The organism is Streptomyces sp. NPDC059443 (assembly GCF_042750105.1).
Classification (GTDB): Bacteria; Actinomycetota; Actinomycetes; order Streptomycetales; family Streptomycetaceae; genus Streptomyces.
On sequence record NZ_JBHYVM010000008.1, the window covers coordinates 221,434 to 242,096 of the forward strand.

Annotated in this window: 17 protein-coding genes; 14 read left to right on the plus strand and 3 right to left on the minus strand. The window is 73.0% G+C overall.

From position 1 onward, the window contains the following. Nucleotides 1–302 precede the first annotated feature (302 nt). Nucleotides 303–1,172, minus strand: a complete 870-nt coding sequence (locus ACFXDJ_RS11055) for an HAD family hydrolase (protein WP_384652422.1) — start codon at nucleotides 1,170–1,172, stop codon at nucleotides 303–305. 510 nt (nucleotides 1,173–1,682) lie between these two features. Here ACFXDJ_RS11055 and ssd point away from each other — a divergent pair. From ssd to ACFXDJ_RS11090, 7 genes are all read left to right on the plus strand, one after another. Continuing rightward, complete coding sequence (ssd, locus tag ACFXDJ_RS11060; protein ID WP_384652448.1) at nucleotides 1,683–2,816, plus strand: septum site-determining protein Ssd; 1,134 nt, start codon at nucleotides 1,683–1,685, stop codon at nucleotides 2,814–2,816. After that, the gene (locus ACFXDJ_RS11065; protein ID WP_384652424.1) at nucleotides 2,813–3,961 is read left to right on the plus strand and encodes a TadA family conjugal transfer-associated ATPase; all 1,149 of its coding nucleotides are present in this window, start codon (nucleotides 2,813–2,815) and stop codon (nucleotides 3,959–3,961) included. Before ssd ends, ACFXDJ_RS11065 begins: the two co-directional genes overlap by 4 nt. Continuing rightward, the gene (locus ACFXDJ_RS11070) at nucleotides 3,958–4,848 is read left to right on the plus strand and encodes a type II secretion system F family protein (protein ID WP_384848875.1); all 891 of its coding nucleotides are present in this window, start codon (nucleotides 3,958–3,960) and stop codon (nucleotides 4,846–4,848) included. The genes ACFXDJ_RS11065 and ACFXDJ_RS11070 overlap by 4 nt, the downstream gene beginning before the upstream one ends. Continuing rightward, entirely contained in the window at nucleotides 4,848–5,627 is a 780-nt protein-coding gene (locus ACFXDJ_RS11075; protein ID WP_384652428.1) for a type II secretion system F family protein, read from the plus strand. The genes ACFXDJ_RS11070 and ACFXDJ_RS11075 overlap by 1 nt, the downstream gene beginning before the upstream one ends. 77 nt (nucleotides 5,628–5,704) lie before the next feature. After that, entirely contained in the window at nucleotides 5,705–5,902 is a 198-nt protein-coding gene (locus ACFXDJ_RS11080; RefSeq protein ID WP_112447489.1) for a DUF4244 domain-containing protein, read from the plus strand. Continuing rightward, nucleotides 5,889–6,242 (plus strand): TadE family type IV pilus minor pilin, encoded by a 354-nt coding sequence (locus tag ACFXDJ_RS11085; RefSeq protein ID WP_384848878.1) that lies wholly within the window; start codon nucleotides 5,889–5,891, stop codon nucleotides 6,240–6,242. Before ACFXDJ_RS11080 ends, ACFXDJ_RS11085 begins: the two co-directional genes overlap by 14 nt. A gap of 110 nt (nucleotides 6,243–6,352) precedes the next feature. Then, nucleotides 6,353–6,661 carry an Rv3654c family TadE-like protein gene (locus tag ACFXDJ_RS11090; RefSeq protein ID WP_384848881.1) on the plus strand — a complete coding sequence of 103 codons (309 nt, stop codon included), beginning with the start codon at nucleotides 6,353–6,355 and terminating at the stop codon, nucleotides 6,659–6,661. Nucleotides 6,662–6,670: 9 nt separating this feature from the next. Here the strand turns inward: ACFXDJ_RS11090 and ACFXDJ_RS11095 are convergent, their stop codons facing one another. Both ACFXDJ_RS11095 and ACFXDJ_RS11100 read right to left on the minus strand, forming a co-directional pair. Further along, nucleotides 6,671–7,822 carry a hypothetical protein gene (locus ACFXDJ_RS11095; RefSeq protein WP_384652434.1) on the minus strand — a complete coding sequence of 384 codons (1,152 nt, stop codon included), beginning with the start codon at nucleotides 7,820–7,822 and terminating at the stop codon, nucleotides 6,671–6,673. 220 nt (nucleotides 7,823–8,042) lie between these two features. Further along, nucleotides 8,043–10,493, minus strand: coding sequence for a DEAD/DEAH box helicase (locus ACFXDJ_RS11100; protein WP_384652436.1), 2,451 nt, complete (start codon nucleotides 10,491–10,493; stop codon nucleotides 8,043–8,045). Nucleotides 10,494–10,574: 81 nt separating this feature from the next. Between ACFXDJ_RS11100 and bldG the strand changes: the two genes are divergently transcribed. The 7 genes from bldG (at nucleotide 10,575) to topA (ending at nucleotide 20,561) form a co-directional block, all read left to right on the plus strand. After that, nucleotides 10,575–10,916, plus strand: coding sequence for an anti-sigma factor antagonist BldG (bldG, locus tag ACFXDJ_RS11105; protein WP_066931187.1), 342 nt, complete (start codon nucleotides 10,575–10,577; stop codon nucleotides 10,914–10,916). 107 nt (nucleotides 10,917–11,023) lie between these two features. After that, nucleotides 11,024–11,464: an ATP-binding protein gene (locus ACFXDJ_RS11110; protein WP_384652438.1), complete on the plus strand. Its 441-nt coding sequence runs from the start codon at nucleotides 11,024–11,026 to the stop codon at nucleotides 11,462–11,464. A gap of 490 nt (nucleotides 11,465–11,954) precedes the next feature. Further along, nucleotides 11,955–14,381, plus strand: coding sequence for a sodium-translocating pyrophosphatase (locus ACFXDJ_RS11115; protein ID WP_384652440.1), 2,427 nt, complete (start codon nucleotides 11,955–11,957; stop codon nucleotides 14,379–14,381). A gap of 196 nt (nucleotides 14,382–14,577) precedes the next feature. Continuing rightward, on the plus strand, nucleotides 14,578–15,144 hold the full coding sequence (locus ACFXDJ_RS11120; protein WP_384652442.1) for a small secreted protein: 567 nt from the start codon (nucleotides 14,578–14,580) through the stop codon (nucleotides 15,142–15,144). 290 nt (nucleotides 15,145–15,434) lie between these two features. Beyond that, complete coding sequence (locus ACFXDJ_RS11125; RefSeq protein ID WP_384652444.1) at nucleotides 15,435–16,988, plus strand: methyltransferase; 1,554 nt, start codon at nucleotides 15,435–15,437, stop codon at nucleotides 16,986–16,988. A gap of 115 nt (nucleotides 16,989–17,103) precedes the next feature. Continuing rightward, on the plus strand, nucleotides 17,104–17,301 hold the full coding sequence (locus ACFXDJ_RS11130) for a hypothetical protein (protein ID WP_384652446.1): 198 nt from the start codon (nucleotides 17,104–17,106) through the stop codon (nucleotides 17,299–17,301). A gap of 446 nt (nucleotides 17,302–17,747) precedes the next feature. Beyond that, nucleotides 17,748–20,561, plus strand: a complete 2,814-nt coding sequence (gene topA / locus ACFXDJ_RS11135) for a type I DNA topoisomerase (protein ID WP_384848883.1) — start codon at nucleotides 17,748–17,750, stop codon at nucleotides 20,559–20,561. Nucleotides 20,562–20,663: the final 102 nt, after the last annotated feature.

Genomic DNA, 20,663 nt, shown 5'->3' on the forward strand with positions numbered 1-20,663 from the left:
CCCGTCCGGCACCTTCAGCCCGTCCGGCGTTTGAGGACCGGGTCCGGGCAGAGCCCGGGGCCCCCTCCAGCCCGTCCGGCGCTTGAGGACCGGGTCCGGGCGGAGCCCGGGGAACGGTGGAAGGGCGGGTAGGGGACGGCCCCGCGCAGCGGCAGCCCCAACGCCCGCCCCGCCGGGACCCGACACGGCCGAGCCGGCTGCCGAGCCGCAGCGGGGCTCAGCGGTCGCGCTGGGCCGGGGCCCGGCGTTGGGCCCCGGCCGCGGCGGACCGCAGGCGGGTCGACAGGCTCAGGCGGGCCGGATCAGGCCGACGCGGCAGCCGCAAGCGCCCGCCGCCGACTCGCGTACCAGACCAGCCCGGCAGTCGCGGCCGCCGCCCCCACCGCCGCCGCCGCGACCAACGCCGGCCGCGCGGGCATCGACAGCCCGGGCAGCCGCTGCTTCAGCCGCACCGGCCGGTTGAACACCAGCACCGGCCACTCCCGCGCCACCGCCTCCCGCCGCAGCGCCCGGTCGGGATTGACCGCGTGCGGGTGCCCGACCGCTTCGAGCATCGGGATGTCGGTCGCCGAGTCGCTGTAGGCGTAGCAGCGCGCGAGGTCGTACCCCTCGGACTCCGCGAGCTCGCGTACCGCCTCCGCCTTCGTGGGTCCGTAGGCGTAGTACTCGATCTCGCCCGTGAAGCAGCCGTCCTCGCCCACGACCATCCGGGTGGCGACGACCCGGTCGGCGCCGAGCATCTCCCCGATGGGTTCGACCACTTCGGCGCCGGAGGTGGACACGATCACCACGTCGCGGCCCGCCGTGTGGTGGGCCTCGATGAGGGACGCGGCCTCGTCGTAGATCAGCGGGTCGATGAGGTCGTGCAGGGTCTCGGCGACGATCTCCCGTACCTGCTGTACGTTCCACCCCTTGCACAGGGCGGACAGGTACTCCCGCATCCGTTCCATCTGATCGTGGTCGGCGCCGCCGGCCAGATAGATGAACTGGGTATAGGCGGTGCGCAGCACGGCCCGTCGGTTGATCAGGCCGCCCTGGTAGAAGGACTTGCTGAACGTCAGAGTGCTCGACTTCGCAATGACCGTCTTGTCCAGGTCGAAGAAGGCTGCGGTACGAGGCGCGGAGTGCGGCAAGGGCTGATTTTCCACGACCCGAGCATATGCGCCCACCATTCGGCGTAAAGTGTGGCGCGTGGGTTTGCCTGGGAAGCCTCTCGGGTACACCATGGAAGTCACGGATCGTTCGCGACCGTGCTAACCCGGTCTGGCTCCTCCCCCCCCGAGTCGGACCGTGGGGACGACCCCCGCTCTCCCCCCCGGCGGGGGTCGTCGCATGTCCGGACGCGGTTCGCGTCCCCAGCCTTCGGCCCCAAGTGATCATCCCTCAGGCCCCTTCCTGTTCCAGGGGCCTGCGTGGCGAAGGCCCTCACCCTCTCGAACTCGTGACTGTGCGTAGTGGTTCCGGCGCGCTCCGGAACTCACCTGTTGGGGTGAGCGGGTTATTCACAATGGGCCGGGTGTCCACAGTTTTCGACCAAGATCCACTTCTTTTCTCCGATCGCGTCACGGTGATTCCGGCCGCGAAGTCCGCGGCGCTGGATATGCGGCGAGAAGGAGGCGGAGATCGTGGCTGGATCGAAGTCGTGTGAAGTCCGGGATCTCGTGGTCGCGGGCGGGGACAGGATGAATCCCGGTGCTGGTGGGCCCGCGCCCGGCGGTGGACGACCACTGATCATCACCGAGGATCCCTTGCTGCTCGACGATCTGCTGCGGCTGTGCGCCGCTGCGGGAGCCGAGCCGCATGTGCACCACGCGGTGCCCGAGCAAAGCGGAGCCGGGGGCGACGGGAGTGGCCGCGGTGCGGCAGGCGTCGGATGGGAGTCCGCGCCGCTCGTCCTCGTCGGGGACGACGCCGCCGGGCGGGTGCGCGGGGCGCCCCGGCGGGAGGGGGTCTTCCTCGTCGGCCGGGATCCGGACGACCCCCATGTATGGCAGCGCGCGGTGGAGATCGGCGCCGAAGAAGTGCTCACCCTCCCCGACGCGGAGAACTGGCTCGTCGACCGCATCGCCGATGTCGTGGAAGGAGCCGGGCGGCCCGCCCTCACGGTCGGGGTGATCGGCGGCAGCGGCGGCGCCGGAGCGTCCACCCTCGCGTGCGCCCTGGCCCTGCGGGCCACCCGTGCCGGGGAGCGGACCATCCTCATCGACGGGGACCCGCTCGGCGGCGGCATGGACGTCCTGCTCGGGGGCGAGACCGCCGAAGGACTGCGCTGGCCCGACTTCGCGGGCTCGCGCGGCCGGGTCGGCGCCGGAGCCCTCGCGGAATCCCTGCCCGAACTGCACGCCCTGCGGGTGCTCAGCTGGGACCGCGGGGACCGGGTCGTGGTGCCGCCCGCCGCCGTGCGGTCGGTGGTGGCCGCGGCGCGCCGCCGCGGCGGGGTCGTGGTGGTGGACCTGCCGCGCCGGGTCGACGAAGCCGTCGCCGAGGTGCTCGCGCAGCTGGACCTGGTCCTGATGGTGGTGCCGGGCGAGCTGCGCGCGGTGGCCGCGGCCGGCCGGGTGGCGGCCGGAGTCAGGATGGTGGCCCGCGACGTCCGCGTGGTCGTACGGGGCCCCGTGCCCGGCGGACTCGAAGCGGACACCGTCGCCGGACTGCTGGGGGTGCCCCTGGCCGGCGAGGTACGGGTCGAGGTGGGGCTCCCGGGACGGGTCGCCGGAGGGGAACCGCCGGGCTCGCACGCGCGGGGCTCCCTGGCCCGCTTCTGCGACGGCTTCTGGCAGCGGGCGCTCGGCTCCGCCCAGGGGGTGACGGCATGAGCGCCGTGCTCCTCGACGCGGTGCGCCAGCGGCTCGCCGAGAGCGGGGTGGATCCGACCCCGGCAGGGGTGGCAGCGGCCCTGCGGGCCCAGGGCAGGCTGCTGGGCGACACGGAAGTGCTCGGCGTGGCCGCCGCGTTACGGTCCGAGCTGGTCGGCGCGGGCCCGCTGGAGCCGCTGCTCGCCGATCCGGAGGTCACCGACGTCCTGGTGGCCGCCCCCGACCGGGTGTGGGTCGACCGCGGTGGCGGGCTGGAGCTCACCGGGGTGACCTTCGCGGACGCCGAGGCCGTGCGCAGGCTCGCCCAGCGGCTGGCCTCCGTGGCGGGACGGCGCCTCGACGACGCCCGGCCCTGGGTGGACGCCCGGATGCCGGACGGCACCCGGCTGCACGCCGTGCTGCCCCCGGTGTCCGTCGGATCGGCCTGCCTGTCCCTGCGGGTGGTGCGGCCGCGTGCCTTCACCCTGGAGGAGCTGGTGGCGGCGGGGACACTGCCGCCCGGCGGTCAGCGGCTGCTCCGCGACATGGTGGAGGCCCGGCTGTCGTTCCTCGTGTCGGGCGGCACCGGCACCGGCAAGACCACGCTCCTCAGCGCCCTGCTGGGGCTGGTCGGCCCCGGTGAGCGGATCGTGCTCGCCGAGGACTCGGCCGAGCTGCGGCCCGACCATCCCCACGTGGTGCGGCTGGAGACCCGGCCGGCCAATCAGGAGGGCGCCGGTCTGGTCACCCTCGCGGATCTGGTCCGCCAGGCGCTGCGGATGAGGCCCGACCGCCTCGTCGTCGGGGAGGTCCGGGGCGCCGAGGTCGCGGACCTGCTGGCCGCGCTCAACACCGGCCACGAAGGAGGCTGCGGCACCGTCCACGCGAACGCCGCCGCCCACGTGCCCGCCCGGCTGGAGGCGCTCGGGACCGCAGCAGGGCTCGACCGGGCCGCCCTGCACAGCCAGTTGGCCGCCGCGCTGACCCTGGTGGTCCACCTCGTACGGGACCGGGCCGGCCGGCGCCGGGTCGCGGAGGTGCACGTGCTGGAGCGGGATCCCGCCGGGCTCGTGGTCACCGTGCCGGCGCTGCGCTGGGCCGCGCGGGGATTCGTGCGGGAGCGGGGCTGGGAGCGGCTGCGCCCGCTCCTCGGAGGTGCCCGGTGAGCGCCCAGACGGCGGCCGCGGTGCCGCTGCCGGTGTTCGCCGGGGTGCTGTGCGCCGGGGCGGCAGCCTGGGCGCTGGCCGGGGGCGACCGGGTGTCCCGGCGGGCCAGGGCGGTACTGGCCGGGGCGGGTCCGGTGGCCCCGGGCGGGTCGGTGCGCTGGGAGCGGCTGCTCGTAGCCGTACGGCTACGGGTCGCGCACAGGCGGGAGTTGCTCTGCCTCGGAGCCGGGCTGGCGCTGGCGCTGCTGGGCGGGTCGGTGATCCCGCTGCTGGCGGGGGCGGCGGCGCTGCCGCTGGTCCGCCGGTGGCTGCGGGCCCGGGAGCGGGCCCGGGCCCGGTCGGCGCGGGCCGCCGAGGTGGTGTCCCTGTGCGGAGCGGTGGTGGGCGAGCTGCGCTCCGGCGCCCAGCCCGGCCAGGCGCTGACCGCGGCCATGCGCCGGACGGTGGCGGGCCCGGGCGGTCCGGGCCCCGCGGAGGCCGGGGTCCTGGCGGCGGCGGCCTTCGGCGGGGACGTCCCAGGGGCGCTGCGCCAGGCCGCGCGGGAGCCCGGAGCGGAAGGGCTGGCCGGGATGGCGGCCTGCTGGCGGGTCTCGGTGGACGGCGGCGCGGGCCTGGCCGCCGGACTGGACCGGCTGGAGGGGGCGTTGCGGGCCGAGCGGGACCGGGAGGAGTCACTGCGCGCCCAGTTGGCCGGAGCGAGATCGACGACGGTGGTCCTGGCCCTGCTGCCCGTGGCCGGGCTGTTGATCGGCACCGGGCTGGGGGCCGACCCGCTGCGGGTGCTGCTGCACACGCCGGTCGGGTGGGGCTGCCTGCTGGCGGGCGGGGCGCTGGAGGCGCTGGGACTGCTGTGGTGCCACCGGATCGTCCGGGCGGGTGAGCGGTGATGGACGGCTTCGCCATCCACAGGCTGGGGATGGTGTCGTGCCTCGCGGCGGCGGCCCTGTGCACGGCATCGGCGGTGGCGGCGCGGGTGCGGGAGCGGGCGGCCCGGCGCAGGCTCACGGCCCTGCTAGCACCGGACCCGGCGAGGCGACGGCCACCCCTGTGCGGCCCCCGGTTGCGGGGAGCGGCGGCGGCCTGGGCCGGGCCGGTCGGGGCGCTGGTCGCGGCCTGGGTGCTGCTCGGCGGGCTCGGGGGCGTGACGGCCGGCTGCGCGGCGGCCTTCGGAGTCCGGTGGTGGCAGGCGCGGGCGCGGCCGCCCGCCGGGGTGGACCCGAGGGAGGTGGAGCGTCAGCTGCCCTTCGCCGCCGACCTGTTGGCCGCGTGCCTGGCGGCCGGAGCCGGGCCGGTGGACGCCGCCGAGGTGGTGGGGGAGTCGCTGGGCGGCCCGGTGGGGGAGCGGCTGGCGACGGCCGGGGCCGAGCTGCGGCTCGGCGGCGAACCAGGCGCCGCGTGGGGGAGGTTGGCGGAGATACCGGGCGCCCGGGCGCTGGCCGAATCCCTGGAGCGCTCCGCTCGTACGGGGGCGCCCGCGGCCGAACCGGTCTCCCGGCTCGCGGCGATGCTCCGGGCGGATCGGGCGCGGCAGGCGGGAGCCAGGGCGCAGCGGGCGGCGGTACTGGTCACCGCGCCGGTGGGGCTGTGCTTCCTCCCCGCCTTCATCGCGATCGGAGTGGCACCAGTGGTGATCGGCATGGCTTCCGGTCTCCTCTCCGGCAGCTGAAATGGCCGACGGAAATGAACATCTGAGATCACTAATCCGAGATCACGTCAAGAAGTTCAATCAATAGGAGGTTTGTCATGAGGATCATCTGGTTTCGCGTGCGGGCGGCGCTGCGGGGTCGTGCGGGCGATGCGGGAATGTCGACTTCGGAATACGCGATGGGGACGATCGCGGCGTGTGCATTCGCGGCTGTTCTGTACAAGGTGGTGACGAGCGAAGTGGTCTCCACGGCACTTCAGTCGACCATCGGGAAGGCACTCGATGCGCCGTTCTGACCGGGGATACGTGACGGCGGAGGCAGCCTTGGTGATTCCGGCGCTGGTGCTGTTCGCGACGCTGCTGGTGTGGGCGCTGATGGCGGCCGCCGCGCAGATCCGGTGTGTGGACGCGGCCCGGGCCGGTGCCCGGGCGGCGGCCCGGTCGGAGCCGGCGGGCAAGGCGGTGGCGGTGGCCGAGGCGGCCGCCCCGCCCGGGGCGCGGGTGGACCTGTCGCGCACGGGCGACCTCTGGCAGGTCCGCGTATCGGCCCCGGCCCCGGGTCCGGCCGCCCTTCCGGTCCGCCTCACGGCCCGGGCGGCGGCGTTGGCCGAGGACACCGTGGGACCGCCGCCATGATCCGGGATCGGGGGCCGGGCCAGGGCCGAGCCCGGCGCCATGGCTGGGACCGGAACCGGAACCGGAGCCGGGGACTGGGCCGGGACCGGGGGTCGGCGACGGTGTGGGGCGTGGTGGTGGCGACCTTGCTGGTGGCGGTGTTCGGCGGGGTGCTCCTGCTCGGGCAGGCCGTCGTGGCCCGCCACCGGGCCGCCGCGGCCGCGGACCTGGCGGCCCTCGCCGCGGCGGCGACCTGGGCCCACGGCCCGGAGGCCGCCTGCGCCACGGCGATACGGGTGGCGGTGGCGCAGGGCGCGCGGGTCACCGGGTGCGTGGTGTCGGGCGAGGTCGCGGAGGTCCGGGCCCGCGCTCCGACGGGCCCGTTCGCCCCGGAGCTGACCTCCCGAGCGGGCCCGCCGCTGTCCGCGGAGCCCGGGTGAGGCGGTGGCTCAGGCGAGGGTCCACAGGTGCACGGAGGCGGTGTTTCCGGGGGAGGAGGTGGTCCAGGTTCCGTCACCCAGGGCGTTCGGGGCACCGGCGGGCGGGAAGGGGTAGGCGATCCGGCCGGTCACGGTCAGGGTGTGCGCGTCGAGCAGCCAGTGGCGGACGTCGCCGTACTCCTCGTCGCTCTCTGCGGTACCGGCTATGAGGGTGTCCTCGTCCAGGAAGCCGCCCTCGTAGTCCCAGTGCACCTCGGACTCTTTGGGGTCCGTGGGGTCCTCGTGCTCCTCGTGCTCCTCGGCCGTCGCGGGGTGGCGCGGCAGGGCGGACTCGGCCGCCACCGTGGCCAGGACCGAACCGTCGCCGGTCCGGAGCAGGGACAGGTCCTCCTGGTAGTGGGCCACGGTCAGCAGCCGGTCGCCCGAAGGGCTCACCGCCATCAGGACACGTTCCTCGTCGCCCAGGCACTCCACGGAGAGCCGTTCGCCGTCCCACCGGCCCCACCGCAGCGGCACGCCGTCCTGGCCTTCGCCGACCGACAGGCCCATCTGCGCGGGATCCGGGTGCGGGACGTGGTCCGAGCCGGCCGCGGCGGTCTGGGCGTCGGCGCGGCCGAGGATCCGGCCGTCGGCGGCGTTGATGACCAGCCATTCGTCGGGAGAGTCCGGGAACTCCGGGCTTCCGGCCACGGGGCCGCGGATGTGGGCCCAGACCAGGGTGCCGTCGGCGGAGAACACGGCCGAGCCGCTGTCGGGGTACAGGTGGTCCCGGCTGTGCGCGTACTCCTCGTAGGAGGCGTGCACGACGTCGCAGCTGCCGGTCCAACAGCCGTGGCGGATCTCCCACCGGGTGGTGCCGTCCGGTGCGACGGCCCGCAGGGCGTGGACTCCGGCGAAGACGGCGAGGTCCCGGGCGGGCGCCACCGCGTCGGTGCCGAAGCGGCGTGGCCAGGGGGCGGGGAAGCGGACCTCCTCGCCATCGCCGGTGACGGTGACCAGCTCGGTGTCCGAGCCCTGCACGAGCAGCGTGGTGTCCGCCAGCCGCCGCACGCCCGGACGGGTGGCCTCGGCCGGGTCCAGGGGCGCCGTGAGCGTGGCGAGAAGGCGGGCTGGCAGGGAGGGCAGAGCGGGCTGGGTGGGCAGCGAGGACTGGTCGTTCATCGGGCTTCCTCCGGCAGGCGGGATCACAACACGCAGCGGGACCCTACGACCCCCCACCGACACCCCGGCCTGCCACCGAGCCGGCCACCGAGCCGGCCACCGGGCCCCGGCCCAGTCCCACACGGCCGACCCACAGGGGTCCACCGGGCCCGCAGCCCGCCCCGCCCGGCACCCCGACCCCGGCTGCCACCCGTACGGCCCCGGCCGCGCCACGGTCGGCCTATCCCGGGGCGTCCTTGAGGAGGTGGGTGAGGAGGCGGATGGCGCCGCGTTTGTGGAGGGGGTCGTTGCCGTTGCCGCATTTGGGGGACTGGATGCAGGACGGGCAGCCCGCCTCGCACTCGCAGGCGGCGATCGCGTCGCGGGTCGCCGTCAGCCAGGCGCGGGCCGTGTGGAAGGCGCGCTCCGCGAAGCCGGCGCCGCCCGGGTGGCCGTCGTAGACGAAGACCGTCGGAAGGAGGGTGTCGGGATGCAGCGGGATCGAGACCCCGCCGATGTCCCAGCGATCGCAGGTGGCGAAGAGCGGGAGCAGGCCGATGGAGGCGTGCTCGGCGGCGTGCAGGGCGCCGCCGAGGATCTCCGGGTTGATCCGGGCCTCGTCCAGCTGGTCCTCGGTCACCGTCCACCACACGGCCCGGGTGCGCAGGGTGCGGGGCGGCAGGTCCAGTTTGGCCTCGCCGAGCACTTCGCCGGTGATCAGCTTGCGGCGCAGGTAGGAGACGACCTGGTTGGTGACCTCGACCGAACCGAAGCAGAGCCGGGCCCGGCCCCAGGCGATCTCCGTCTCGGTCTCCAGGATGGAGATGGCCGTGGTGTCGCGGGCCGTCGTGGAGAACGGCGGGTTCGCCTCCTCCACCAGGGCCACCGAGTCCTCCAGGTCCAGGTGCTTCACGAGGTACGTGCGGCCCTGGTGGAGGTGGACCGCGCCGTCGTGGACGGCCGTGTGGGAGGCCTCCTCGTCCACCGTGCCCAGCAGCCGGCCGGTGGAGGCCTCCACGATCTGCACCGGGCGGCCGCCGCCGCCCCGGATGTCGGTGAGGTCCGAGGCCCGTTCCCGGCGGGTCCAGTGCCAGGCCGTCGCCCGGCGGCGCAGCAGCTTCGCCGCTTCGAGCTGCGGGAGGAGCTCGCGCGCCGCCGGGCCGAAGAGGTCGAGGTCCGGCTCCGTCAGGGGCAGCTCGGCCGCCGCCGCGCACAGGTGGGGGGCCAGGACGTACGGGTTGTCGGGGTCCAGGACGGTGGCCTCCACCGGCTGCTGGAAGAGGGCCTCGGGGTGGTGGACCAGATAGGTGTCCAGCGGGTCGTCGCGGGCGATCAGCACCGCCAGCGCGCCGTGGCCCGAGCGCCCCGCCCGGCCGGCCTGCTGCCACAGGGAGGCGCGGGTGCCGGGGTAGCCGGTGATCAGGACGGCGTCGAGGCCGGAGACGTCCACGCCCAGCTCCAGGGCGGTCGTGGCGGCCAGTCCGAGCAGCTCGCCGGAGTGCAGGGCCCGCTCCAGGGCCCGGCGCTCCTCGGGCAGGTAGCCGCCGCGGTAGGCCGCGACCCGCCCGGGCAGCGAGCGGTCCACCGACGCGAGCCGCTCCTGGGCGATGACGGAGATCAGCTCCGCGCCGCGCCGGGAGCGGACGAAGGCGACCGTACGGACGCCCTGGACCACCAGGTCGGTGAGGAGGTCGGCGGTTTCGGCGGTGGCCGTACGGCGTACGGGCGCGCCCTTCTCGCCCTTGAGGTCGGTCAGGGGCGGCTCCCACAGGGCGAAGACGACCTCGCCGCGCGGGGAGGCGTCGTCGGCGACCTCGACCACCGGCAGGCCCGTCAGCCGGGACGCTGCGGCCGCCGGATCGCTCGCGGTGGCCGAGGCCAGCAGGAAGACGGGATCGGAGCCGTAGCGGGCGCACAGCCGCCGCAGCCGGCGCAGGACCTGGGCGACGTGGGAGCCGAAGACGCCCCGGTAGGTGTGGCACTCGTCGATCACGACGTAGCGCAGGGCCCGCAGGAACGAGGCCCAGCGCGGGTGGGCCGGGAGGATCCCGCGGTGCAGCATGTCGGGGTTGGTGAGGACGTAGTTGGCGTACTGGCGCACCCACTCGCGTTCCTCCACCGGCGTGTCGCCGTCGTACACGGCCGGACGGATCGCGTTGCCGAGCGGACCGGCCAGCTCCCGCACGGCGCGCCGCTGGTCGGCGGCCAGCGCCTTGGTCGGAGCCAGGTACAGGGCGGTCGCCCCGCGTCCGTTGGGGGCCTCTGCGCCGTCCGCGAGGGCCGAGAGCACGGGCGCGAGGTAGGCCAGCGATTTGCCCGAGGCGGTGCCCGTGGCGACGACCACGGACTCGCCGTCGAGGGCGTGCTCGGCGGCCGCGGCCTGGTGTTCCCATGGATGTTCGATTCCGGCGGCCTGGATGGCGGCTACGACATCAGTTCGGATGCGATCCGGCCAGACTGCATGACGGCCCTCCCGAGGGGGCAAGTGCTCCGTATGGGTGATGCGCGCAGCCCGGGAAGACCCCCGTGACAGCCGGTCCAGGACCGTGCCGGGGGTGGGTCGGGCGTCCGCGGGTGCCGTGGGCTGACCGGGACGGTGAGTGTTGGCCATTGGAACCGAGTGTGTCACCGGCGTGCGGGACAATGGTCGGAAGGCGTCGTGCGCGCCTGCCGGTAAGTGATTGAATGCCATCGCGGCAGCCAATCCCTCGCCTACCTTCGGGTGGGGAGGCCCCTGGGGGGCGCCGCTCGATAGCAAGGTGCTGGAGGATCCGTGGACCTGTCCCTGTCGACTCGCACTGTCGGCGACCGTACGGTCGTGGAGGTCGGTGGCGAGATTGATGTGTATACCGCGCCCAAGCTGCGCGAGCAGTTGGTCGAGTTGGTGAACGACGGCAGCTACCACTTGGTTGTCGACATGGAGCGAGTGGACTTCCTCGACTCCACTGGACTCGGTGTGCTCGTGGGAGGCCTCAAGCGCGTCCGCGCGCACGAGGGCTCGCTGCGTCTGGTCTGCAACCAGGAGCGCATCCTGAAGATCTTCCGAATCACCGGTCTGACCAAGGTGTTCCCGATCCACACCTCGGTGGAGGAAGCGGTCAACGCCACCGACTGACCGACCGACGGCTCTCGGCGGCGAACGGCCGATGAGGAGCGGGGGGCACCGGGCCACAGGCGGTCCGGGCCCCTGTAAGGCACGCCCGTAGTCCGAGGGGGACGCGCATGGCCACCGTTGAACTCCGCTTCAGCGCCCAGCCCGAACACGTCCGGACGGCCCGCCTGGTCGCGGCCGCCGTGGCGCGCCGGGCCGGGGTGGAGGAAGCCGTCCTCGACGAGGTCCGCCTCGCCGTGGGCGAGGCCTGCTCGCGCGCCGTCGGACTGCACCGCAGCAACGGGCTGACCGCGCCCGTCCGGGTGGTGCTGACCGAGGAGGAGAAGGTGTTCTCCATCGAGGTCGGCGACGAAGTGCCCGGACCGGCCGGCGGTCCGTCCGTCGGCGTGCCCGGGATCGACGCCGCCCTGGACCCGGACGCCGAGGGCGAGGACGAGATGGGCCTCGCCGTGATCAGCGGCCTGGTCGACGACGTCGAGGTCATCAGCGGGGAGACCGGCGGGACCATCCGGATGCGCTGGCCCGTTTCCGGGACCTCCGAGCTGCACTGAGAGCACGCCCCCCGGTCCGTCGCGCCACGGTCCGGGCTTCGCCATGCCCGTGTCCGTGCCTGTGCCCATGCCCGTGCCGTGCCCCGATGAGGCGAAGCCCGCCCCGCGCTGCGGTGAGTTTCGGCGCGGGGTCGTCTGGCGGCGGGAGGCCGGGTGGGTGCCGGGAAAGCGGGGGAGGCCCCGGGCGGGTGGCTTCCGGGAGTGATCGGCCGCGCGTGCCGACGTATCTTCTGATCTTATTCAAGGCCCTGCCGAGCAGGGCCTTTTCTGTCGCCGTAGATCATTGTCGCCGCCGGTTCCCGGAAATTCCTAGATCGATGACGAGGCGTCAATGCCTTTGCCCCATTACTCATTTCGGGGGTAATGGAGTGACCGGATCTATTGGTGAGGAGCATGTGCAGGCCAATTCCGTTTCCCGCGTACTGTTTTGATCGGGTCGCGCTCCCTACAATCCGTCCACATCTTGAGCTCATCACGTCAAGGAGGACGAATGACGGGGCTCTTCACCCCCATTGCGCCCGGTCGCACCACTGACCTGGCATCCGCAGTACTCACCGATGAGAACCGGCTCATCGTGATCGTCATCGCGGGCGTGGCCATCGCCGCACTCGTCGTCGCGCAGATCCTGGTCCGCCAGGTCCTCTCCGCCGACGAGGGAACCGACTCCATGAAGGAGATCGCGGCCGCCGTCCAGGAAGGCGCCAACGCCTACCTCGGACGTCAGCTGCGCACCCTCGGCATCTTCGCCGTCGTCGTGTTCTTCCTGCTCTTCCTGCTCCCCGCCGACGACTGGACGCAGCGGGCGGGACGTTCCGCCTTCTTCCTCGTCGGCGCCCTCTTCTCCGCCGCGACCGGCTACATCGGCATGCGCCTCGCGGTCCGCGCCAACGTCCGCGTCGCCGCGGCCGCCCGCGAGGCCACCCCCGCCGAGGGCGAACCCGCCAAGGACCTGACCGAGGTCTCCCACAAGGCCATGCGGATCGCGTTCCGCACCGGCGGCGTGGTGGGCATGTTCACGGTCGGCCTCGGCCTGCTCGGCGCCTCCTGCGTCGTGCTCGTCTACGCCGCCGACGCCCCCAAGGTCCTGGAGGGCTTCGGCCTCGGAGCCGCCCTGATCGCCATGTTCATGCGTGTGGGCGGCGGCATCTTCACCAAGGCCGCCGACGTCGGCGCCGACCTGGTCGGCAAGGTCGAGCAGGGCATTCCGGAGGATGACCCGCGCAATGCCGCGACCATCGCCGACAACGTGGGCGACAACGTCGGAGACTGCGCGGGAATGGCCGCCGACCTCTTCGAGTCCTACGCCGTCACCCTCGTGGCGGCCCTGATCCTCGGCAAGGCCGCCTTCGGCGACCTGGGCCTGGCCTTCCCGCTGATCGTCCCCGCCATCGGGGTGGTCACGGCGATGATCGGCATCTTCGCGGTTTCCCCGCGGCGCACCGACCGCAGCGGCATGACCGCCATCAACCGCGGCTTCTTCATTTCCGCGATCATCTCGCTGGTGCTCGTCGGGATCGCCGTCTACGCGTACCTGCCGGCCACCTACAAGGAGCTCGCTGGCGTCGACGACGCGGCGATCTCGGGCCACTCCGGCGACCCGCGCATCCTGGCCCTGGTCGCCGTCGCCATCGGCATCGTGCTCGCGGCCCTGATCCAGCAGCTCACCGGCTACTTCACCGAGACCAACCGCCGTCCCGTCCGGGACATCGGCAAGTCCTCCCTGACCGGCGCGGCCACCGTGGTCCTCGCCGGCATCTCCGTGGGTCTGGAGTCCGCCGTCTACACGGCGCTGCTCATCGGCCTCGGCGTCTACGGGGCGTTCCTGCTCGGCGGCACCTCGATCATGCTGGCGCTCTTCGCCGTCGCGCTGGCCGGCACCGGCCTGCTCACCACCGTCGGCGTCATCGTCGCCATGGACACCTTCGGGCCCGTCTCCGACAACGCGCAGGGCATCGCGGAGATGTCCGGCGACGTCGAGGGCGCCGGCGCGCAGGTGCTGACCGACCTGGACGCGGTGGGCAACACCACCAAGGCCATCACCAAGGGCATCGCCATCGCCACCGCCGTGCTCGCCGCGGCCGCGCTCTTCGGCTCGTACAACGACGCCATCGCCAACGCGGTCAAGTCCGTCGGCGCCGACACCAAGGCGATGAACCTCAGCCTGGACATCGCGCAGCCCAACAACCTCGTCGGCCTGATCCTGGGCGCCGCGGTCGTGTTCCTGTTCTCGGGCCTCGCCATCAACGCCGTCGCCCGCTCGGCCGGCGCGGTGGTCTACGAGGTGCGCCGCCAGTTCCGGGAGCACCCCGGGATCATGGACTACACCGAGAAGCCCGAGTACGGGCGCGTCGTGGACATCTGCACCAAGGACGCGCTGCGCGAACTGGCCACGCCCGGCCTGCTCGCCGTCCTCACGCCGATCGCCGTCGGGTTCTCGCTCGGCGTCGGCGCGCTCGGCTCGTTCCTCGCCGGAGCCATCGGCTGCGGCACCCTGATGGCGGTCTTCCTCGCCAACTCCGGTGGCGCGTGGGACAACGCGAAGAAGCTCGTCGAGGACGGGCACCACGGTGGCAAGGGCAGCGAGGCCCACGCGGCCGTCGTCATCGGCGACACGGTCGGCGACCCGTTCAAGGACACCGCCGGTCCGGCCATCAACCCGCTGCTCAAGGTCATGAACCTGGTGGCCCTGCTGATCGCCCCGGCGATCGTGCAGTTCAGCTACGGCGCGGACACCAGCGCCGCCGTGCGGGCCGTCGTCGCGGTCCTCGCGATCGGCGTCATCGTCGGTGCGGTGTACGTCTCCAAGCGCCGCGGCATCGCGGTGGGCGACGAGGGCGAAGGCGAGGGCGGGGGCGAGAGCACTCCGGCCGAGCGGGTGGGCCAGCAGGCCGACCCGGCGGCGGTGATCTCCTCCTGAGGGGTCGTGAGACCCTGAACGCCTGAACGCCTGACGGATGTTCACGGGCGGACACGGGAAGCTCACGGGCGGACTCGATCGTACGCCCGAATGGCGGACAGGCGGCGCGGACTGACGCGCCGTCCGTCCGCCTTTGCGTTTCCCGGATGGCAGGCGTGTATCTTCCGGGCCGAGAGTCTTCGAAGGGACCAATCCGGTGAACAAGAAGCTTGCGGCCGCCATGGCGGGCAGTGCGGTGCTGATGCTCGTCCTGTCCGGCTGCGGCGGGGACGACGGCGACAAGAAGACCGACGCCTGGGCGAAGAAGGTCTGCGACAGCTGGCAGCCCGAGCTCAAGAAGATCGAGCAGGCCAACGCGGACATCAAGCGGGTGGCGACCGAGAGCAGCAAGCCCGAGGAGGTCCAGTCGACCGACTCGGCGGCCTTCGGGACGATGTCGGAGTCGTACAAGTCGATGGGTACGGCCTTGCAGGGGGCGGGTGTTCCGCCGGTCAAGGACGGCGAGAAGACCCAGACCGCCGCGGTCAAGGGCTTCGAGGCGACTTCGCAGGGCTACACGGCCCTGAAGACGAAGATGGACGCCCTCGACCCCAAGGACCAGGGCAAGTTCGCCGAGGGCCTCAAGGACGTGGCGGGCGGCCTGGAGGAAGCGACCAAGGGCGGCAAGGAAGCGCTCGACCAGCTCAAGGCGGGCGGCCTGGACAAGGCGATGAACAGCCAGAAGGGCTGCCAGGTGACGACCCCGTCACCGTCGAAGTCGTAGCGGCGGCCGCCGTCGTCCCCGCTGCCGGCGGCACGACGGTACGCACACCAGGGCGGCCGGAAACCTTCGGGGATCCGGCCGTTCGCCGCGTTCCGGCCGCGCACGCAGCTTCGTACACGAACTCCGTGCGCGCATCCCCGAGCAGGCCCGCGATCAGGCCGTACGGAACTGCGCGCGCCCGGGGTCCCTTCGCGGCGGCGCGCCCCCGCCGCGGCTCCGACGGAGGCGGCCGTCCACGCCGAAGGCCGTGTGGCGCGGGGAATGCCGGTGGCAGCGGCCACAATGGGCGGGTGAGTACCACCAGCCTTCCCTCCGGCCTGCCCGCCCGCCTCCCCTCGTCCGACCACGCCGCCGGGCTCCGCGCCGCGTTGCTCGCCGCCGGTTTCACCGCCGACGGGCTGCTCGACCTGCTCGGCGCCCCCGCCTACGCCGCGCTCGCCCGCAGCGAGACGGTCCCCGCGCTGCGCGCCACGCGCAGCGGCGGCGACGGGCCGCTCGCGAACCTCGTGCGGCTGTTCCTGCTCCAGCAGCCGGTGCCGTACGTGCACGCCTCGGCCGCGCTGCCCGTCGACGCGGCGCTGGCCGATGGCTGGCTGCGCCGTGAGGGTGATGAAGTGCACGCCACCGTGGACGTGCGCCCGTACGGGGGGCCCGAGGGCGAGGACTGGTTCATCGTCTCGGACCTCGGCTGCGCCGTCGGCGGAGCCGGCGGGATCGGCAGTCGCGAGGAGGGTGTCGTCCTCGGGGTCGGCGGCGCCTCGACCACGCTCGCCGGGATCACCGTCCGCGTCCCGGTCGGCTCGGCCCTCGACGTCGGCACCGGTTCCGGGATCCAGGCGCTGCACGCGGCCCAGCACGCCACCCGGGTGACGGCCACCGACGTCAACCCCCGGGCCCTGGAATTCACCCGGTTGACGCTGGCACTGTCGGGGGCCCCGGAGGCCGAGCTGCTCACCGGTTCGCTGTTCGAGCCGGTCGGCGCGGCCACGTACGACCTGATCGTCTCGAATCCGCCGTTCGTGATCTCCCCCGGAGCCCGGCTGACGTACCGGGACGGCGGGATGGGCGGCGACGACCTGTGCCGGACCCTGGTCCAGGAGGCCGGCGCCCGGCTCAACCCGGGCGGGTACGCGCAGTTCCTCGGCAACTGGCAGCACGTGGACGGCGAGGACTGGCACGACCGGGTACGGGCCTGGGTGCCGCGCGGCTGCGATGCCTGGATCGTGCAGCGTGACGTGCAGGACATCACGCAGTACGCGGAGTTGTGGCTGCGCGACGCGGGCGACCACCGCACCGATCCCGCCGAGTACGCGCGGCGGTACGAGGACTGGCTGGACGAGTTCGAGGCCCGTAAGACCAAGGCGGTCGGCTTCGGCTGGATCACGCTGCGGCGCAGCGACGCGGCCGAGCCGTCGATCGTCGTCGAGGAGTGGCCGCATTCGGTGGAACAGCCGCTCGGGGACACCGTCGTGGCGCACTTCGCCCGGCAGGACTACCTCCGCGACCATGACGACGCCGCCCTGCTGACCGGCTATTTCCAGCTGACCGAGGAGGTCGTGCAGGAGCAGGTCGGGGCGCCCGGGGCGGAGGATCCGGAGCACGTGGTGCTCCGGCAGAACCGCGGGATGCGGCGCGCCACCAAGGTCGACACGGTCGGCGCCGGCTTCGCCGGGGTGTGTGACGGATCACTGAGCGCGGGGCGGATTCTGGACGCCATCGCGCAGCTGATGGAGGAGGACCCGGTGGTCCTGCGGGACCGCACGCCGGAGGCGATCCGGATGCTGGTGGAGCAGGGGTTCCTGGAGCCGGTGACGGGGCCTGGGACGGAGCCGGGCGGGATGTAACCCGAACCAGGATGTAACCCGGGGTTCGCCTGGTGTATCCCCCCGGCTGGCAGGCTGCCGGTCAGCGGGATCCGGGGGGATCCCGGGAGCGGCCCAGGGGTTCGAGGGGAACGGCATGGAAGACGGACCGGCGATCTTCGCGGCGACCGTGTTCCTGCTGTTCGGGGCCGCTCTGCTGGCTTGGACGGGGGCGCGCGCCCTGCACGGCGCGCCGGTGGCCGAGGGCGTGCGCCCCGTCGTTGCCGTACCGCTGGCGCTGCTCGCCGGCGCGGTGTCGCTGGCCCTCGGGGTCTGGTGCCTCGGGCGGCTCTGATGCCCGGGGGTTCCGACGCCCGGGCGGATCTGCAGCTCGGGTGGCTCGGAGGCCCGGAGGCTCTGAGGCCCGGGGGCTCTGAAGCCGGGGCCGGACCGCAGACCGCCGTCGCCGGCTCGGCCGCGCCCGCGGGCCCGGCCGCACCGCGGGCACGCTCGCGAGCGGCGCGCCGGGTTGTGCCGAGGTTCCCTCCGAGGTGCGCGTCAGCCCGTAAAGGCCGACGTGAAGAGGGGTGCGGGGGCGGGGCCAGACGGCCCTTCGGCCACTCGGCCCGGTGATCGCCGAGGGTCCGCCGTGGCATCCGGGCGGCAGAAAAGGCACTTGTCGGGTTACCGTTCGAGTGGCCGTTGCGGGCTTCTGCCGTTTGACACGGGGGCGGGTTGTACCGTCACACTCCGCAGCGTCGCCGTACTGCGACCGAGTGCCGACCGGAGAGAAGAGCCAAGTTGTCCCCGACTAGCGAGACCGCAAAGGGCGGCCGCCGACTCGTCATCGTCGAGTCCCCTGCCAAGGCGAAGACGATCAAGGGCTACCTCGGCCCGGGTTACGTCGTCGAGGCGAGCGTCGGGCACATCCGCGACCTCCCCAGCGGCGCGGCCGAGGTTCCCGACAAGTACACCGGCGAGGTCCGTCGCCTCGGTGTGGACGTCGAACACGACTTCGCGCCGATCTACGTCGTCAACGCCGACAAGAAGGCCCAGGTCAGGAAGCTCAAGGAGCTGCTGGCCGAGTCCGACGAACTCTTCCTCGCCACCGATGAGGACCGCGAGGGCGAAGCCATCGCGTGGCACCTTCAGGAAGTCCTCAAGCCCAAGGTCCCCGTCCACCGGATGGTCTTCCACGAGATCACCAAGGACGCGATCCGCGACGCCGTCGCCAACCCGCGCGAGCTCAACCAGCGCATGGTCGACGCCCAGGAGACCCGCCGCATCCTCGACCGCCTCTACGGCTACGAGGTCTCGCCGGTCCTGTGGAAGAAGGTCATGCCGAAGCTGTCGGCGGGCCGCGTCCAGTCGGTGGCCACCCGCATGGTGGTGGAGAAGGAGCGCGAGCGCATCGCCTTCCGCTCCGCCGAGTACTGGGACCTGACCGGCACCTTCTCCACCGGCCGCGCCGGTGACGCCTCCGACCCCTCGACGCTGGTCGCCCGCCTGAACACGGTGGACGGCAAGCGCATCGCGCAGGGCCGCGACTTCGGTTCGACCGGGCAGCTCAAGGGCGAGGTGCTGCACCTCGACGAGGCGAACGCGCGGGCGCTGGCCGCCGCGCTGGCGGAGACCTCGTTCGCGGTCCGCTCGGTCGAGTCCAAGCCGTACCGCCGTTCCCCGTACGCCCCCTTCCGCACGACGACGCTCCAGCAGGAGGCCTCGCGCAAGCTCGGCTTCGGCGCGAAGGCGACGATGCAGGTGGCGCAGAAGCTGTACGAGAACGGCTTCATCACCTACATGCGTACGGACTCCACCACGCTCTCCGACACCGCGGTGTCGGCGGCGCGGGCGCAGGTCACGCAGCTCTACGGGGCCGACTACCTGCCGGAGAAGCCGCGCGTCTACGCGGGCAAGGTCAAGAACGCCCAGGAGGCGCACGAGGCGATCCGCCCCTCGGGTGATCGTTTCCGCACCCCCGCCGAGACGGGCCTGACCGGCGACCAGTTCCGCCTGTACGAGCTCATCTGGAAGCGCACCGTCGCCTCCCAGATGAAGGACGCGGTCGGCAACTCGGTGACCGTGAAGATCGCCGGCCGCTCCTCGGACGGGCGGGACGCGGAATTCTCGGCGTCCGGCAAGACGATCACCTTCCACGGCTTCATGAAGGCCTACGTCGAGGGCGCGGACGACCCGAACGCCGAGCTCGACGACCGCGAGAAGCGCCTGCCGCAGGTCGCGGAGGGCGACGCGCTGTCGGCCGAGGAGATCACGGCCGACGGCCACTCGACCAAGCCGCCGGCCCGCTACACCGAGGCCTCGCTGGTCAAGGAGCTCGAAGAGCGCGAGATCGGCCGCCCGTCGACGTACGCGTCGATCATCGGCACGATCCTGGACCGCGGCTACGTCTTCAAGAAGGGCACGGCCCTGGTGCCGTCCTTCCTCTCCTTCGCCGTGGTCAACCTGCTGGAGACGCACTTCGGGCGGCTCGTCGACTACGACTTCACCGCGCGGATGGAGGACGACCTCGACCGCATCGCGCAGGGCGAGGCCCAGTCCGTGCCGTGGCTGAAGCGGTTCTACTTCGGCTCGGAGGACGCGAGCGAGGTCGTACCGGCCGAGGGCGACCACCTCGGCGGCCTGAAGGAACTGGTGACCGACCTGGGCGCGATCGACGCCCGGGAGATCTCCTCCTTCCCCGTCGGCGAGGGCATCGTGCTGCGCGTCGGCCGCTACGGGCCGTACGTGGAGCGCGGTGAGAAGGACGCCGAGGGCCACCAGCGCGCGGACGTGCCGGAGGAGCTGGCGCCGGACGAGCTGACCGTGGAGTACGCGGAGGAGCTCTTCGCGAAGCCGAGCGGCGAGTTCGAGCTGGGCAAGGACCCGATCAGCGGGAACGAAATCGTCGCGAAGGACGGTCGCTACGGGCCGTACGTGACGGAGATCCTGCCCGAGGGCACGCCGAAGACCGGGAAGAACGCGGTCAAGCCGCGGACGGCCTCGCTGTTCGCGTCGATGAGCCTGGACACGGTCACCCTCGAAGACGCCCTTCGCCTCATGTCCCTTCCGCGGGTCGTGGGCGTGGACGCCGAGGGCGTGGAGATCACGGCCCAGAACGGCCGCTACGGCCCGTACCTGAAGAAGGGCACGGACTCGCGTTCGCTGGAGACCGAGGACCAGCTGTTCGCGATCACGCTGGACGAGGCCCTCGCGATCTACGCGCAGCCGAAGCAGCGCGGGCGGGCCGCGGCCAAGCCGCCGCTGAAGGAGCTGGGCACCGACCCGGTGAGCGAGAAGCCGGTGGTCGTCAAGGACGGCCGCTTCGGCCCGTACGTGACGGACGGCGAGACGAACGCGACGCTGCGGCGGGACGACGACGTCGAGACGATCACGCCGGAGCGGGGCTACGAGCTGCTCGCGGAGAAGCGCGCGAAGGGCCCGGCCAAGAAGACGGCCAAGAAGGCCCCGGCGAAGAAGGCGCCCGCGAAGAAGGCGACGGCGACGAAGACCGCGGCCGCCAAGAAGACGACGGCGGCGAAGAAGACCGTCGCGAAGAAGACGACCGCGAAGAAGACGGTGGCGAAGAAGGCGGCCGCCGCTCCGGCGGACGAGTAGCAGCCGGCGGGGCCCGTGCAATAGGCACGGGCCCCGCCCGCGTAAGCCGTACGGGGGTTTTTGTACGGGGTGGTGGGGGGTGGCCCCGGATCTTCGGGGGAG

Excerpts from the sequence above, each read along its gene's own strand:
- ACFXDJ_RS11055 (WP_384652422.1), bottom strand. The coding sequence starts at position 1,172 with ATGGTGGGCGCATATGCTCGGGTCGTGGAAAATCAGCCCTTGCCGCAC.
- ssd (WP_384652448.1), top strand. The coding sequence starts at position 1,683 with ATGAATCCCGGTGCTGGTGGGCCCGCGCCCGGCGGTGGACGACCACTG.
- ACFXDJ_RS11065 (WP_384652424.1), top strand. The coding sequence starts at position 2,813 with ATGAGCGCCGTGCTCCTCGACGCGGTGCGCCAGCGGCTCGCCGAGAGC.
- ACFXDJ_RS11075 (WP_384652428.1), top strand. The coding sequence starts at position 4,848 with ATGGACGGCTTCGCCATCCACAGGCTGGGGATGGTGTCGTGCCTCGCG.
- ACFXDJ_RS11080 (WP_112447489.1), top strand. The coding sequence starts at position 5,705 with ATGAGGATCATCTGGTTTCGCGTGCGGGCGGCGCTGCGGGGTCGTGCG.
- ACFXDJ_RS11085 (WP_384848878.1), top strand. The coding sequence starts at position 5,889 with ATGCGCCGTTCTGACCGGGGATACGTGACGGCGGAGGCAGCCTTGGTG.
- ACFXDJ_RS11095 (WP_384652434.1), bottom strand. The coding sequence starts at position 7,822 with ATGAACGACCAGTCCTCGCTGCCCACCCAGCCCGCTCTGCCCTCCCTG.
- ACFXDJ_RS11100 (WP_384652436.1), bottom strand. The coding sequence starts at position 10,493 with ATGGCATTCAATCACTTACCGGCAGGCGCGCACGACGCCTTCCGACCA.
- ACFXDJ_RS11110 (WP_384652438.1), top strand. The coding sequence starts at position 11,024 with ATGGCCACCGTTGAACTCCGCTTCAGCGCCCAGCCCGAACACGTCCGG.
- ACFXDJ_RS11115 (WP_384652440.1), top strand. The coding sequence starts at position 11,955 with ATGACGGGGCTCTTCACCCCCATTGCGCCCGGTCGCACCACTGACCTG.
- ACFXDJ_RS11130 (WP_384652446.1), top strand. The coding sequence starts at position 17,104 with ATGGAAGACGGACCGGCGATCTTCGCGGCGACCGTGTTCCTGCTGTTC.